Origin of the sequence: Virgisporangium ochraceum, from assembly GCF_016863655.1 — a bacterium.
GTDB classification, from domain to species: domain Bacteria; phylum Actinomycetota; class Actinomycetes; order Mycobacteriales; family Micromonosporaceae; genus Virgisporangium; species Virgisporangium ochraceum.
In genome coordinates this window covers 1-14,378 of the sequence record NZ_BOPH01000048.1, presented here as the reverse complement: position 1 = coordinate 14,378, position 14,378 = coordinate 1, and the positions used below count along the sequence as shown (strand labels likewise).

Below are 14,378 nucleotides of genomic sequence, written 5' to 3'. Positions count from 1 at the left end.
TGATCTTAAAACGCTGGCATGATCACCGACCGCGCATCGCGCGGAATGCCCCCTTCGGCGGCCGCATGTTCTTCGGAATCGCGCCCTTGGGCAGCTGGGTGCGCGCGGCGAGCGCGGTGAGCCGCGTCTCCAACGCGTTCACCTCCTTGCCCGTGATCGTGCGTGGCAGCTTGAGGAACGTGGTGCGGATCTTCTTCAGCGGCAGCTGGCCCTCGTCGTTGCCGATGATGTACTCACGCATGTCGACGGAACCGATGATCTTCGAGAGCCGGCGCTTCTCCTGCCCCAGCATCGACTTGAGTCGCTGCGGGTTGCCCTCACCGATCAGGATCACGCCGGGCCGGCCGATCACCACGTGCACCATGTCCATCGACGTGGTGCTGGCGAACGCGGCGCGCACCCGCCAGTCTCCCCGCATGGTCTGCAGCACCTGGGCGGCGGCGCCCGGCTGACCCTCGTACTCGGCCATCATCGCCTTGTTGGCGCGCAGGTTCAGCACGAGCATGACGCCGAGCAGCGCCATCATGACGGCGGCGATCATCCACAGCCAGCCGAGCCCGAGCACGCCGAGCAGGACGCCGACGCCGATCGGCACGATGACGGCGGCGAGGGCGAGCGGGACGAACAACTTGTCCCGCTTCGCGGTGAACTTCATCGCGACGGGAAGTTGCTTGAGACCCTGGAGGAACGTCGGCTTCTCCGGCTGCGCATTCGCCATGAAGAGAATCCTAGATGGCGTCAGGCCTGGGCGACGACCGCCGCCCGTGCCTCGACAGCCTGGCCGTACAACCTGCCCGCCCGGTAGGACGACCGCACCAGCGGCCCGCTCATCACACCCGCGAAGCCGATCTCCTCGGCCTCCTCCCGGAGCTCCACGAACTCCTCGGGCTTCACCCACCGCTCCACCGGGTGGTGCCGCGGCGTCGGCCGCAGGTACTGGGTGATCGTCACCAGCTCACAGCCGGCCGCGTGCAGGTCACGAAGCGCCTGCGACACCTCGGCCCGCTCCTCGCCCATGCCGAGGATGAGGTTCGACTTCGTGACCAGGCCGGCGGCGCGGGCCTGGGTGATGACGTCGAGCGACCGCTCGTACCGGAACGCCGGCCGGATGCGCTTGAAGATCCGCGGCACGGTCTCGATGTTGTGCGCCAGCACCTCCGGCGCCGACCCGAACACCTCGCGCAGCTGGGCCGGCTCGGCGTTGAAGTCCGGGATGAGAAGTTCCACGCCGCAGCCGGGCAGGAGGGCGTGGATCTGCCGCACCGTCTCCGCGTACAGCCAGGCGCCGCCGTCGGGAAGATCGTCGCGCGCGACGCCGGTGATGGTCGCGTACTTCAGGCCCATCTGCTGCACCGACTCGGCGACCCGGCGGGGCTCGTCGGCGTCGAACTCGGCGGGCCTGCCGGTGTCGATCTGGCAGAAGTCGCACCGGCGGGTGCACTGGTCGCCGCCGATGAGGAAGGTGGCCTCGCGGTCCTCCCAGCACTCGTAGATGTTGGGGCAGCCGGCCTCCTGGCACACGGTGTGCAGGCCTTCGCGTTTCACGAGGCCGTGCAGCTCGGTGAACTCCGGGCCCATCGTCGCCTTGACCTTGATCCAGGGCGGTTTGCGCTCGATCGGGGTCTGGGCGTTGCGGGCCTCGATGCGGAGCATCCGTCGGCCCTCGGGAGCAGCGGAAGTCACCCCGCCAGCGTACGTCGCCGCATGGTCAGAAAGTTTTCAAGGCGACACAGGTAACACAACTCGCTACCATGGGCGGCCAACGGCGCTGACGGAACCGAGTAGCGCCTGGTCACGCCAGCCGAGAGAGCCGCCGGTAGCTGGGAGGGCGGTCTGGTGTCCAGGTGTGAAGACACTCCCGAGCCGTAGCAGTACAAGAGGCCCTTGAACAGCAAGGGCGAAGGTGCGGTGGTACCGCGAGGCCCCACTCGTCCGCACCCCCTGGGACGGCGTTGCAGTCGAACAGGAGGTGCCGATCATGCCGCAACGCGTCCTCTCCACCGAACTCCCCGCCCACGTGGGCGAAAAAGTGCTTCTGCACGGCTGGGTGCATCGGCGGAGAACCCTCAAGAATGTGTCGTTCCTGATCGTGCGCGACCGGGCCGGTCTGGCCCAGGTCGTCATACCGGAGCCGGCGCACGCCCCGGAGGAGACGGCGGTCACCGTCGTGGGCACGGTGGTCGCGAACCCGGTGGCGCCGTCGGGTGTCGAGGTCGTGAACCCCGTGGTGGACCAGGTGGGAGCGGCCGAAACGCCCCCGTTCGAGCTGTTCCGTCCGGAGCTGCGGGTCGGTCTGGCGACCCAGCTCGACACCGCGCCCCTGGCCTACCGCCATCCCGGCCGCCGGAAGGCGCTCGAGGTCGCGGCCGCCGCGACGCGAGGCTTCCGCTCAGCGCTCGAACGGCAGGGCTTCACCGAGATCTTCACGCCGAAGCTGGTGGCCGCGGCCACTGAGAGCGGCGCGAACGTCTTCCCGGTCGACTACTTCGGCCGGCCGGCGTACCTCGCGCAGAGCCCGCAGTTCTACAAGCAGCTCATGGTGGGCGTGTTCGAGCGGGTGTTCGAGGTGGGGCCGGTGTTCCGTGCCGAGCCCAGCGACACCGGCCGGCACCTGGCCCAGTACACCAGCCTCGACGCCGAGCTCGGCTTCGTCGAGGACCACCGCGACGTCATGGCGGTCGTCCGTGACGCGGTCGCCGGAATGGTCGACGCGGCGCCGGTCCCGGGTCCCGAGGTCCCGGCCGAGATCCCGTCGATCCACTTCCCCGACGCGCTGCGGGTGGCGGACGCGTCTCCCGACGAGCCCGACCTGTCGCCGTCCGACGAGCGGGCCCTGGGGGAGTGGGCCAGACGCGAGCACGGCAGCGACTTCCTGTTCGTCACCGGCTACCCGATGGCCAAGCGCCCGTTCTACACGCACCCCGACCCGGCCGAGCCGCGCTGGTCGAACAGCTTCGACCTGCTGTTTCGCGGCGTCGAACTGGTCACGGGTGGCCAGCGCCTGCACCGGTACGCCGACTATGTGGCCGCGTTGGAGGCCCGCGGCGAGCCGCTCGACCCGTACCGCTCCTACATCGACGCCTTCCGCTACGGCATGCCGCCGCACGGCGGCTTCGCGCTGGGCCTGGAGCGCTTCGTGTCCCGCCTGCTGGGCCTGTCGAACGTCCGCGAAGCCACCCCCTTCCCCAGGGACCGCACCCGCCTGGAGCCCTAAGCCCTCGGCCCCCGCCCCCGCCCCCGCCCCGCCCCCGCCCCCGCCCCCGGCCGCGGCCCCGCCCCCGCCCTCGGCCGCGGCCTCGCCCGCGGCCCCGGCCTCGGCCTCGGCCCCGCGCCCGCCCCGCCGCCCATGCCCCGGGCCCGCCGCCGCTCCCGCGGCCGCCCTCTCCCCGCCGATCTTGCAGTCCTGGCCGCACCTTTATGCGCTTTTGTGTTCATTTTTCGGGGGCCACATCTGCAAGATCGGCGGGGAAGGGAGCGTGTCGGCGGGAGGGAGGGGCGTATCGGCGGGGAAAGGGGCGTGACGGCCGGGGAAGGGGGCGTCTCGACAGGAGGGAGGGGGTGTCGCCGGGGAGAGGGGCGGGTCGGCGAGGAGAGGGGCGGGTCGGCGGAGGCTGGCGGGTCGGCGGGGAGGGGCGCGACGGGCAGGATTTGGGTTTCTTGTCCGAAAGCGCCTCACTTTCCGTAGATTGCGCGTGTTACCGACATTGAGCCGCGTACGGGGGTGCGGGTGTGAGGATCGGTTCACGGGACGACACGCGATGGCGGGGGATCCTGCGTCCACATCCGGTTTCGGCGGCGATCATCGCCGCTGGTGTGGTGCTGGGGGTCGGGCTCACCGGCCCCGCCCTCGCCAGACCGGACGAGGGCGCGGGCTCCGGCACGGGCGCCGTCAAGGTGAAGGTCAAGCCGACCGCGTCGAAGTCGGCGGCGAAGAAGGACACCACCGGCGGCAAGAGCGCCACGAAGACCGAACCGGCCGAGGGGAAGCGGTCCGGCACGGCGACGAAGAAGGCGAAGCCATCGGAGTCCGCAAAGGCGAAAGCGAAGACGAAGGCGTCGGCGTCCACCGGGTCCGCGGCGGTCAAGGGCTGGGCGAAGGTCATCGCCGACCCGACGCGGAAGCAGACCGGTGACCGGAAGCAGACCGGTGACCGGAACCGCGCGGAACCGACGGCCAGCACCTCACCGGCCGCGTCCCGGGTCGCCAGGCCGACCATCGAGGCGACGCCCGACCCGGACTCCTCGTCGCCCGCGGCCACCGAACCGGTGATCACCGGCATCGTCGAGGGCGACGGCGAGCTCGCGGTCACCTGGACCGCGCCGGACAGCGGCACGGTGACCAGCTACACCGTGTGGGTCGGCGGCGACGTCCCCGACCCTGACTGCGACGAGATCGAGTCGAACACGCTCACCTGCACGGTGAACACGGGTCTGGAGAACGAGACCTCGTACGCGGTCGAGGTCGCGGCGAACCACGGCAGCGGCGAGCCGTCGATCAGCCAGCCGTGGTGGGCCACGCCGAAGGCGTCGGTCGTGGCGCCGGGCGCGCCCACGCTCGCCGACATCGACGTCGAGGGCAACAAGCTGGTCCTGAGCTGGACCGCGCCGGAGAACGACGGCGGCGGGGCGATCCTCGGCTACCGGATCACCGCGACCCACCCGAAGGAGGGCGGCGGCACCGAGGACGTGGCGTGCGTGCAGCCGGCCGGCCGCACCGACACCACCTGCACGATCACGGGGGAGTCGGGGGTCGAGTACACCGCCTCGGTGGCGGCGTGGAACTCGCACGGCGCCGGTCCCGCGTCCGCCGAGAAGACGGCGACGGCCGCGTCGAGCGAGCCCGGCGCGCCGACGGTCAAGGCGGAGCTGAGCGGCAGCACCGTGACGGTCACCGCCACGTCGAGCGACACCGGCGGCGTCGACCTCGACGGCTACGAGATCACCGTGACCACGGTGGGCGACGGCGCCGCGGTGGCGTGCGCCGGCACCAAGACGTCGCAACCGCCGGTCGTGTACCCGGACGGCACCTGCACGTTCGAGGGCGTCCAGGGCGAGTCGTACACGGTGAAGGCCCGGGCGCACAACAGCGTGGGCTGGTCGACGATGACCACGGTGACCCGCATGATGCCGCCGGCGGCGCCGACCGCGTCGATCGCCGTCGAGGGGCGCACCGTGACCGTCTCCTGGACGCCGCACGGCACCGGCGGCGCGCCGATCCAGGGCTACCAGGTGACCGTGCACCGCGAGGGCCAGCAGGACGCCGTCCCCTGCACGGGACAGATGGGCTCCGGTGACTCGAGCACCCTGTACACGGGCTCCTCGTGCACGTTCACGGGCGTGCCGGGCGCGGAGTACTCGGTGAGCGTCAAGGCGAGGAACAGCGTCGGCACGTCGGCGATCGCGGGCACCGACAGCGAGGCGGTCCCGGCGCTGGCCGGTCCGTCCGGGCTGAAGGTGACGCCCGACGACGGCACCGCGACCGTCACGTGGACGCCGATCACGCCGGCCACCGGCATCACCGGCTACGTCGTCACCTACACCAAGGAGGACGGCCAGCCGCAGACCGCGCAGGTGCAGGGCGCCGGCACGGGGACACACACCCTCACCGGGCTGGAGAACGGCGCCACCTACGCGGTCAAGGTGAAGGCCGCGCTCAGCGACGGCACCGCGTCCGACACCGAGGCGGTCAAGGTGACCCCGTCGGCCCCGCCGGCGATCCCGCAGGACGGGCCGCCGGAGTCCGACGGCACCCTGTCGGCGCCGGCCGGTTCGACCACGCCCGACCCGGGCGAGACGATCACGATCAGCGGTACCGGCTTCGCCCCGAACAGCGAGGTCACCATCGTGATCTACTCGTCGCCGCACAGTCTCGGCACGGTCATGACCGACCAGGCCGGCGCGTTCAGCAAGGCGGTCACGATCCCGTCGAACCTGAGCGGGTCGCACACGATCACGTCGATGGGCATCGACCCGGACGGTGCCTCGCGGGTGCTGGCGCTCGGTGTCACGATCGCGGGGTCGACCACCACGGGTGGCGGCGGCGGTAGCGGTGGCGGCAGCGGCGGGCTCGCGATCACCGGCGCGCCGATCGTCACGATCCTGCTCACCGGCATCCTGCTGCTCGCCAGCGGTTTCGCGACCCGGTTCGCCGGCCGCACCGGAGTCCGGCGGGGAATCCACCGCCGGTAGAGGCAGAAGGCGCGATGTAGGCGGCCGTCGAAACGACGGCCGCCTACATCTGCAGCTGAGCGACGATCGTGCGCTCGACCACCGGCAGCACCTCGGCCACCGTCACCGGGCGGCCGAGCTCCTTCGACAGCGACGTCTGCGCGACGTCGGGGATGCCGCACGGCACGATGCGGTCGTACGCGCCGAGGTCGGGGTCGCAGTTGAGCGCGAACCCGTGCTGCGTCACGCCGCGCGCCACCCGGATGCCGATCGCGCCGATCTTCCGGTCGGGCCCGCGCCCGTCGGCGGCGATCCAGACCCCGCTCCACGACGGGCCCCGGTCGTTGAACCGCGTGGTCGCGACGCCGAGTTCGGCGCACGCGTCGATGAGCACCTGCTCGACCCGCCGCACGTAGGCGACCACGTCGACGGGGTCGGGCAGCTTCACGATGGGGTACCCGACGAGCTGGCCGGGGCCGTGCCAGGTGATGCGGCCGCCGCGGTCGACGTCGATCACCTCGGTGCCGTCGACGGGACGGTCGTCGCGGTGGGTGCGCTTTCCGGCGGTGTAGACGCTCGGGTGCTCCAGGAGCAGCACGGTGCCCGGTTGCGTGCCGGCGACGACCGCCTCGTGGATGCGCTGCTGCTCGGCCCAGGCCGTGCGGTAGTCGACGAGGCCGGATCGGACGACTGCGAGGGGCACCACGGTGGTCACGTCTGCGAGCCTAACGCGGTCAGCCGCGTAGGACGGCCGCCGTCGCCGACGTCACGGTGCGGTCGGTGAACGCGAAGCCGTGCTCGCTCAGCACGGCGGGCACCACCCGCTGGCTGGCCAGCATCTCGGTGGCGAACTCCGACCCGACCACCACGTTCAGCGCGGCCTTCGGCACCGGGAACAGCGCCGGCCGGTGCAGCGCCGAGCCGATCGCCTTCGCCAGGTCCTTCCAGCGCACCGGTTCCGGGCCGGTGAGGTTCACCGGGCCGGAGAGGTCGTCGCGTTCGAGGAGGAACTCGACGGCCCCCAGCCAGTCGCGCATGGAGATCCAGGGGATGAAGCTGCGCCCGTTGCCGATCGGTCCGCCGACGCCGGCCTTGAACGGCAGCATCAGCGGCTGCAGCACGCCACCGGCGGGGTGCAGGGGGAGGCCGGTGCGCATGAGCACCACGCGGCTGCCCGCGTCGCGTGCCGGCGCCGTCGCGCCCTCCCAGGCCGTCGCCATCTCGGCGAAGAACCCGGAGCCGGGACCGGCGGACTCGGTGAGCTCGGCGTCGCCGCGGTCGCCGTAGATGCCGACCGCGGACCCGCTGAGAAAGGCGATGGGACCGGCGTGCGCGGCGATCGCCCTGGCGAGCGTGCCGGTGGTCGACAGGCGGCTGTCGAGCAGCTCCCGCTTGTACTCCGGGGTCCAGCGCTTGCCGCCGATGTTGGCGCCGGACAGGTTCACCACCGCGTTCACACCGTCCAATGTGGACGGGTCGAGCTCGCCGGCGGCCGGGTCCCACCGGCGTTCGTCGGAGCTGGCCGGCTCGCGCCGGACCAGCCGCACGACGTCGTGCCCCGCGTCGCGGAGCCGGGTGACCAGCCGGGTGCCCAGGAAGCCGGACGCCCCGGCGGTCAGTACCCGCATGATGTTCCTTACGCCAGCCGTTCTTTACGCAAGGCCCAGTTCGGCCTCGAAGTTGCCGGCCTCCAGCCGCTCCTTGATCGTGACCAGGAAGCGCGCCGCCTCGGCGCCGTCGACCAGCCGGTGGTCGTACGACAGCGCGAAGTAGACCATCGACCGCGGCACGATGACCTCGCCCAGGTTCGGGTCGCTGACGACCACCGCCCGCTTGACGACCGCGCCGGTGCCGAGGATCGCCACCTGCGGCTGGTTGATGATCGGGGTGTCGAACAGCGCGCCGCGGCTACCGGTGTTGGTGAGCGTGAGCGTGCCGCCGGACGCCTCGTCGGGCTGCAGCTTCATGGTGCGGGTGCGGTCGGCCAGGTCGGCGATCCGCTTGGCGATGCCGACCAGGTTCAGGTCACCGGCGTTGCGGATGACCGGGACGATGAGGCCCTTCTCGGTGTCGACCGCGATGCCCAGGTGCTCGACGTCGTGGTAGGTGACCGTGCCCTCGTCGGAGTTGATCGTGGCGTTGACCACCGGGTGCGACTTCATCGCCTCGATCGTCGCGAGCGCGAAGAACGGCAGGAACGACAGCTTCACGCCGTTGGTGGCGAGGAAGTCGTTCTTCGCGCGGTTGCGCAGCTGCGCGATCTTCGTGACGTCGATCTCGACCACCGACGTCAGCTGCGCCGACACCTGCAACGACTCGACCATGCGCTTGGCGATCAGCGCCCGCAGGCGGGTCATCTTCTCGGTCTTGCCGCGGAGCGCGCTCGCCTCGGCGGACGGCTTCGCGGGCGCCGCTGCCTTGGCGGCCGGCGCGGGCGCGGCGGCCGGCTTCGCGGCGGCCGCCTTCGCCTTCTCGGCGGCCTCCAGCACGTCCTGCTTGCGGATGCGGCCACCGACGCCGGTGCCGCGCAGCGCCGACAGGTCGACGTTGTGCTCGTTGGCCAGCTTGCGCACCAGCGGCGTGACGTACCCCGCCGACTCCGACGCGGCCTGCCCGCCGTTGCCCTCGGCCCGGGCCTTCGCGGGCTGCTGCCCCGACGGCTCGACCTTCGGCGCCTGCTGGGTCTCGGCCTCGGCCGACGGCGTGCCGTACGAGGCACCCGGCTGCGGAGCCGGCTCGGAGTCGTCCTTCTTCTCCGCCTTCGGTTCCGCCTTCGGCTCTTCCTTGGCGGGCTCGGCCTGCTTGGCCTCTTCGGACGGCGTCGACTCGGGCTCGTCGCCACCGCCGGCGGCGTCTCCGCTGCCGATCAGGGCCAGCTCGGCGCCGACCTCGACGGTCTCGTCCTCCTGGACCTTGATCTCCAGGAGCGTGCCGGCGACCGGCGACGGGATCTCGGTGTCGACCTTGTCGGTGGAGACCTCGAGCAGCGGTTCGTCGGCCTCGATGGTGTCGCCGACCGACTTGAGCCAGCGGGTGACCGTGCCCTCGGTGACGCTCTCGCCGAGCGCCGGCATCGTGATCGGGGTACCCGACCCGCCGCCACCGCTCTGCTTCGGGGGAGCCGCCTCGGCCTTCACCGTCTGCGTCTCCTGCTCCGGCTCGGGCTCGGGCTCGGGTTGCGCCTGGGCCTCGGGCTCGGGCTCGGGTTCCGCCTCGGGCTCCTCCTGCGTGGAAGCGCTGCTCCCCGCGTCCCCTGAATCGTCGCCCTCACCCGCGATCACCGCGAGCTCCGAACCGACCTCGGCCGTCTCGTCCTCGGCCACGACGATGCGCTGCAGCACCCCGGCGGCGGGCGACGGGATCTCGGTGTCGACCTTGTCGGTGGAGACCTCGAGCAACGGCTCGTCGGCCTCGACGTGGTCGCCCTCCTGCTTCAACCAGCGGGTGACGGTGCCCTCGGTGACGCTCTCGCCCAGCCGTGGCATGGTGACCGATACCGGCATTGTGGTTATCGCTCCTTCTAACCGTGTACGTGCAGCGGCTTGCCGGCCAGGGCGAGGAAGGCCTCGCCGAGCGCCTCGGACTGGGTGGGGTGGCCGTGGACCAGGGCGGCGACGTCGGCCGGGTACGCCTCCCAGTTGTAGATCAGCTGAGCCTCGCCGACCAGCTCGCTGACGCGGCTGCCGACCATGTGGATGCCGACGACCGGCCCCTCCGGCGCCCGGACGAGCTTCACGAAGCCCTGGGTTTTGAGGATCTGGCTCTTGCCGTTGCCGGCCAGGTCGTAGGTGAGCGTCTCGATCTTGTCGCCGTAGACCTCGCGGGCCTTCGCCTCGGTGAGGCCCATCGACGCGACCTCGGGCTCGCAGTAGGTGACCCGCGGGATGCCGTTCTCGTCGATGACCGGCGGGTTGAGGCCGGCGATCTCCTCGGCCACGAAGATGCCCTGCGCGAAGCCGCGGTGGGCCAGCTGCAGGCCGGGCACGATGTCGCCGACCGCGTACACGTTCGGCACGCCCGTGCGCAGCCGCTCGTCGGTGACGACGAACCCGCGGTCGAGCTTCACGCCGTGGTCCTCGTAGCCGAGGTTCTGCGTGACCGGGCCGCGGCCGACGGCCACGAGCAGGATCTCGGCCTCGAGCGTCTCGCCGCCCTTGAGGGTGACCTTCACGCCGTTGGCGGTCTTCTCGACGGTCTCGAACGGCTTTCCGACCTTGAACGCGATCTTGCGCTTGCGGAAGGCCCGCTCGACCATCTTCGAGGACGCCTCGTCCTCGACCGCGATCAGGCGGGGGAGCGCCTCGACGATCGTGACGTCGACGCCCAGCGACTTCCAGGCGCTCGCGAACTCGCAGCCGATCACGCCGCCGCCGAGGACGATCGCCGACGCCGGCGCGGCGTCGAGGTTCAACGCGTGCTCCGACGTGATGATCCGCTCGCCGTCGATCTCCAGACCGGGCAGCGACTTCGAGTAGGAGCCGGTGGCCAGGACGATGTTGCGACCCTCGTAACGGGTGCCGTTCACCTCGACGGCGTTCGGGGCGACCAGCCTGCCCTCGCCCTCGACATAGGTGATCTTGTGGGCCTTCACCAGGCCCTGCAGGCCCTTGTACAGGCGGCTGACGACGCCGTCCTTGTACGCGTTGACCTTCTTGAAGTCGACTCCGGTGAACGTGGCCTGCACACCGAAGGCGTCGGCCTCGCGGGTGCTGTCGGCGACCTCTCCGGCGTGCAGCAGCGCCTTGGTCGGGATGCAGCCACGGTGCAGACAGGTGCCGCCGACCTTGTCCTTCTCGATGAGAACCACGGACTGGCCCAGTTCGGTGGCACGGAACGCGGCGGCGTAGCCGCCGCTACCGCCTCCGAGGATGACGACATCGTGACTGGAGGTCTCGCTCACGTCTTAGCTCCAAAGGTCGAGGTGCGCCCGGTTGACGGGACTCGCTGCACACAGTCGGCTCGCCAGGGGTGAACGGCGGGCCCGACGATCCTTGGCCATCTTGTCACTCTGCGCCTCCGTGTGCGAAGCGAGGTGCCTAAGGACACCGAGAATCCAGGTTCCCCTACTACCCTGGGCGCCACCTTCTGTAGGGAACCGTGGATCCGAGGAGGAGAAGTGGGGTTGTTCCGGCGCCGAAGGACTGCTCCGGCGGGCGGCAGGTCCGCGTCGCGGGAGGATCTGGAGCACCTGGCCGGTTTCATCAGCACCCGGCGCGGCGTGGAGGCGTTCATCGAGCCGCGCACGGCCGTCACCGAGACCACCGTCATCCTCATCGCGCACGACGGCGAGTGGACCCGCAGGCGCGTCGAGAGCCCCGACGCGGCCCGGAAGTTCGCGTCGAAGCAGCGCATCCCCGTGTACGACACCGCCCTGGTCGGCTATCCGCAGCGCATGCGCGAGTACAACCAGCGGCAGCGGTCGAGTTAGCCGTTCGCCGCGACATCCTCGGCCAGCTCGATCAGCGTGCGCACCGGAACCCCGGTGCCGCCCTTCGGCAGGTAGCCCGTCGGCTCGCCGGCGTTGTACGACGGACCGGCGATGTCGAGGTGCGCCCACGGCAGGTCGTCGGGCACGAAGTGGCTGAGGAACACGCCGCCCTGCAGCATGTGCCCGGCCCGGTCCATACCGGCGTTGACCTGTGAGATGTCGGCCACCTCGGAGTCCATGCCCTTACGGACGTCGTCGGGCAGCGGCATCGGCCAGGCCGGCTCGCCGACGCGGGCGCCGATGTCGCGCACCCGGTTGCAGAAGTCCTCGGTGCCCATGAGCCCCGACACCCGCTTGCCCAGCGCGATGATCTGCCCGCCGGTGAGCGTCGACGTCTCCAGCAGGTAGTCGGTGCCGTCCTCGATCGCGCGGGCCATCGCGTCGGCGAGCACCATGCGGCCCTCGGCGTCGGTGTTGAGGACCTCCACCCGGGTGCCGTCGCGCATCGTCACCACGTCGCCCGGCCGGTACGACGTACCTGACGGCATGTTCTCGGCGATCGGCACGTACGCGGTCACATTGACCTTGGGCCCGAGCGCGGCGATCGCGACCACGGCCGCGGCGACCGCGGCCGCGCCCGACATGTCGCTCTTCATCTCCCACATGTTCGCGGCCGGCTTGATCGAGACGCCGCCGGTGTCGAACGTGATGCCCTTGCCCACCAACGCCAGCCGCGACGTCGCGCCCCGCGCGGTGTAGGCCAGCCGCACGAACCGCGGCGGTGCCGCCGACCCCTGCCCGACCGCGAGGATGCCGCCGTAGCCGCCCTTCTTCAGCGCCTTCTCGTCGAGCACCTCGACGTCGAGCCCGGCCGTGCCGGCCCAGGCGGCGATCGCGTCGGCGAACGCGGGCGGGCGCAGCTCGTTGGGCGCGGCGTTGATCCAGTCGCGGGCCTGCGCCACCGCGCCGGTGACGGTCGTGGCGCGCTTGAGCATCGCGCGCGCCGCTGCCTTCGTCCCCTCCTCGGCGCTCCTGACCGACACGGTCTTCACGGCCTCGCGCCGGCCGGCCTGCGGCCGGGTGCGGTAGCCGGCGAACCGGTAGGCGCCGAGCAGCGCACCCTCGGCCACCGGTCGCAGCGCGCCCGGCAGTGCCAGCACGACCCGGTCGGAGCCGGCGAGCGCGCGCGTCGCGGCGCCGGCCGCGCGGCGCAGCGTCTCCGCCGACACCTCGCCGTCGTCGGCGCCGAGCCCGACCGCGACCAGCACCGGCGCCTTGATCGCGCCGAACGTCGCCAGCTTGGTGACCTCGCCGACCGCCCCGGTGGCGCCGAGCCGGCGCAACGCGTCGGCCAGGCCCCCGTTCAGCGCGGCCGACACCTGCTCGGCGCCCGGCGCGAGCTGGGGCACCCCGTCGCCGTCGTCGAACACACCGACGACGACGGCGTCGACGGCCGCGGTGCTCGGGTCGCCGTCGGCCAGGTTGAGCGATGTCACGGCTGGTCTCCCGGGTGTCTTCAGCAGGTGTCTTCAGCAGGACGGATGCCGGATCAGATGATATTGGGACCGATGCTAGCCCGACCGCCGGTCCGGGTATGTTCCCACCCATGACATCCCCGGTGCGGCAGTCGCCGCTACATGACCGTCATGCGTCACTGGGTGCCAAGTTCTCCCCGTTCGGTGGGTGGGAGATGCCGCTCGAGTACGCCGGTGGCGGCGTCCTCAAGGAACACGCGGCGGTGCGCGAGGCCGTGGGTGTCTTCGACGTGACCCATCTGGGCAAGGTCTCCGTGAAGGGGCCCGGCGCGGCGGAGTTCCTGAACCGCTGCCTCACCAACGACCTCGACCGCATCGGCGCGGGCCAGGCCCAGTACACGATGTGTTGCGACGACTCGTCCGGCGGGGTGGTCGACGACCTGATCGCCTACCTGTTCGCCGACGACGACGTGTTCCTGGTGCCGAACGCGGCGAACACGGCCGGCCTGCTCACCCGGCTGCAGCAGGAGGCGCCGCCGCTGGTGACGGTGCTCGGCCAGCACGAGGAGTACGTGGTTCTCGCCGTGCAGGGGCCGCGGTCGCCGGCCGCGATCGAGGCCCTCGGCCTCCCGGCCGACCACGACTACATGCGGTTCGAGGTGGCCCCGTTCCAGGGCCACGACGTCACCGTCTGCCGCACCGGGTACACCGGCGAACGCGGCTACGAGCTCATCGCCCCGAACGCGGCCGCACCCGCCCTGTGGGACGCGCTGACCGGCGCCGGCGTGCGCCCGTGCGGCCTCGGCGCCCGCGACACGCTGCGCACCGAGATGGGCTACGCGCTGCACGGGCAGGACCTGTCGCCGGCGATCACCCCGGTGATGGCCCGCGCCGGCTGGGCGGTCGGCTGGAAGAAGGACCGGTTCTGGGGCAAGCAGGCCCTGGAGCAGGAGAAGGCCGCCGGCCCCCGCCGCACCCTGTGGGGCCTGGAGGCTCTGGACCGGGCGATCCCGCGTCCGCACATGATCGTGCTCCGGCAGGGGGTGCCGGCGGGCGAGGTCACCAGCGGAACCTTCTCACCGACGCGGCGGATCGGGATCGCGCTGGCCCTGCTGCAGGAGGACTACGCCTGGCACGAGGGCGCCGAGGTCGAGGTCGACGTGCGGGGGCGGCGCGCGCCGATGAAGGTGGTCAAGCCCCCGTTCGTGGAGAACCACACGCGCTGACGCGCCTTCGAGTATCCCTGCCGCCACTGTCCGTCATCGGAAACCTGCCCACCAGGTCTGCGCCGGTCGCCTCGATCGTCG

At 71.5% G+C, this 14,378-nt stretch carries 11 protein-coding genes; 4 read left to right on the top strand and 7 right to left on the bottom strand.

From position 1 onward, the window contains the following. Positions 1-22: 22 nt before the first annotated feature. On the bottom strand, positions 23-718 hold the full coding sequence (locus tag Voc01_RS18445; RefSeq protein ID WP_203928697.1) for a DUF4191 domain-containing protein: 696 nt from the start codon (positions 716-718) through the stop codon (positions 23-25). A 20-nt stretch (positions 719-738) separates the two neighbouring features. Further along, on the bottom strand, positions 739-1,653 hold the full coding sequence (gene lipA / locus Voc01_RS18440) for a lipoyl synthase (RefSeq protein ID WP_239160300.1): 915 nt from the start codon (positions 1,651-1,653) through the stop codon (positions 739-741). A gap of 325 nt (positions 1,654-1,978) precedes the next feature. On the opposite strand from lipA, the gene aspS reads away from it, so the two are divergent. Both aspS and Voc01_RS18430 read left to right on the top strand, forming a co-directional pair. Beyond that, the gene (gene aspS / locus Voc01_RS18435) at positions 1,979-3,214 is read left to right on the top strand and encodes an aspartate--tRNA(Asn) ligase (RefSeq protein ID WP_203928695.1); all 1,236 of its coding nucleotides are present in this window, start codon (positions 1,979-1,981) and stop codon (positions 3,212-3,214) included. A gap of 515 nt (positions 3,215-3,729) precedes the next feature. After that, positions 3,730-6,189: a fibronectin type III domain-containing protein gene (locus Voc01_RS18430; protein ID WP_203928694.1), complete on the top strand. Its 2,460-nt coding sequence runs from the start codon at positions 3,730-3,732 to the stop codon at positions 6,187-6,189. Positions 6,190-6,232: 43 nt separating this feature from the next. Here Voc01_RS18430 and lipB read toward each other — a convergent pair whose 3' ends face one another. From lipB to lpdA, 4 genes are read right to left on the bottom strand one after another with little or no spacing between them, the layout of a single operon-like run. Next, positions 6,233-6,883, bottom strand: a complete 651-nt coding sequence (lipB, locus tag Voc01_RS18425) for a lipoyl(octanoyl) transferase LipB (RefSeq protein ID WP_203928693.1) — start codon at positions 6,881-6,883, stop codon at positions 6,233-6,235. Positions 6,884-6,902: 19 nt separating this feature from the next. Then, positions 6,903-7,796, bottom strand: a complete 894-nt coding sequence (locus Voc01_RS18420) for a TIGR01777 family oxidoreductase (RefSeq protein ID WP_203928692.1) — start codon at positions 7,794-7,796, stop codon at positions 6,903-6,905. A gap of 24 nt (positions 7,797-7,820) precedes the next feature. Continuing rightward, positions 7,821-9,671 (bottom strand): 2-oxoglutarate dehydrogenase, E2 component, dihydrolipoamide succinyltransferase, encoded by a 1,851-nt coding sequence (gene sucB / locus Voc01_RS18415; RefSeq protein ID WP_203928691.1) that lies wholly within the window; start codon positions 9,669-9,671, stop codon positions 7,821-7,823. Between the two features lie 17 nt (positions 9,672-9,688). Next, a complete protein-coding gene (lpdA, locus tag Voc01_RS18410; RefSeq protein WP_203928690.1) occupies positions 9,689-11,068 on the bottom strand; it encodes a dihydrolipoyl dehydrogenase in 1,380 nt (459 codons plus the stop codon). Positions 11,069-11,284: 216 nt separating this feature from the next. On the opposite strand from lpdA, the gene Voc01_RS18405 reads away from it, so the two are divergent. Then, complete coding sequence (locus tag Voc01_RS18405; RefSeq protein WP_203928689.1) at positions 11,285-11,596, top strand: hypothetical protein; 312 nt, start codon at positions 11,285-11,287, stop codon at positions 11,594-11,596. On the opposite strand, the gene Voc01_RS18400 is transcribed toward Voc01_RS18405, so the two are convergent. Further along, positions 11,593-13,092 (bottom strand): leucyl aminopeptidase, encoded by a 1,500-nt coding sequence (locus Voc01_RS18400; RefSeq protein WP_203928688.1) that lies wholly within the window; start codon positions 13,090-13,092, stop codon positions 11,593-11,595. The genes Voc01_RS18405 and Voc01_RS18400 overlap by 4 nt on opposite strands. Before the next feature lie 110 nt (positions 13,093-13,202). Here Voc01_RS18400 and gcvT point away from each other — a divergent pair, with 110 nt between their 5' ends. Further along, entirely contained in the window at positions 13,203-14,297 is a 1,095-nt protein-coding gene (gene gcvT, locus Voc01_RS18395) for a glycine cleavage system aminomethyltransferase GcvT (RefSeq protein WP_203928687.1), read from the top strand. Positions 14,298-14,378 lie beyond the last annotated feature (81 nt).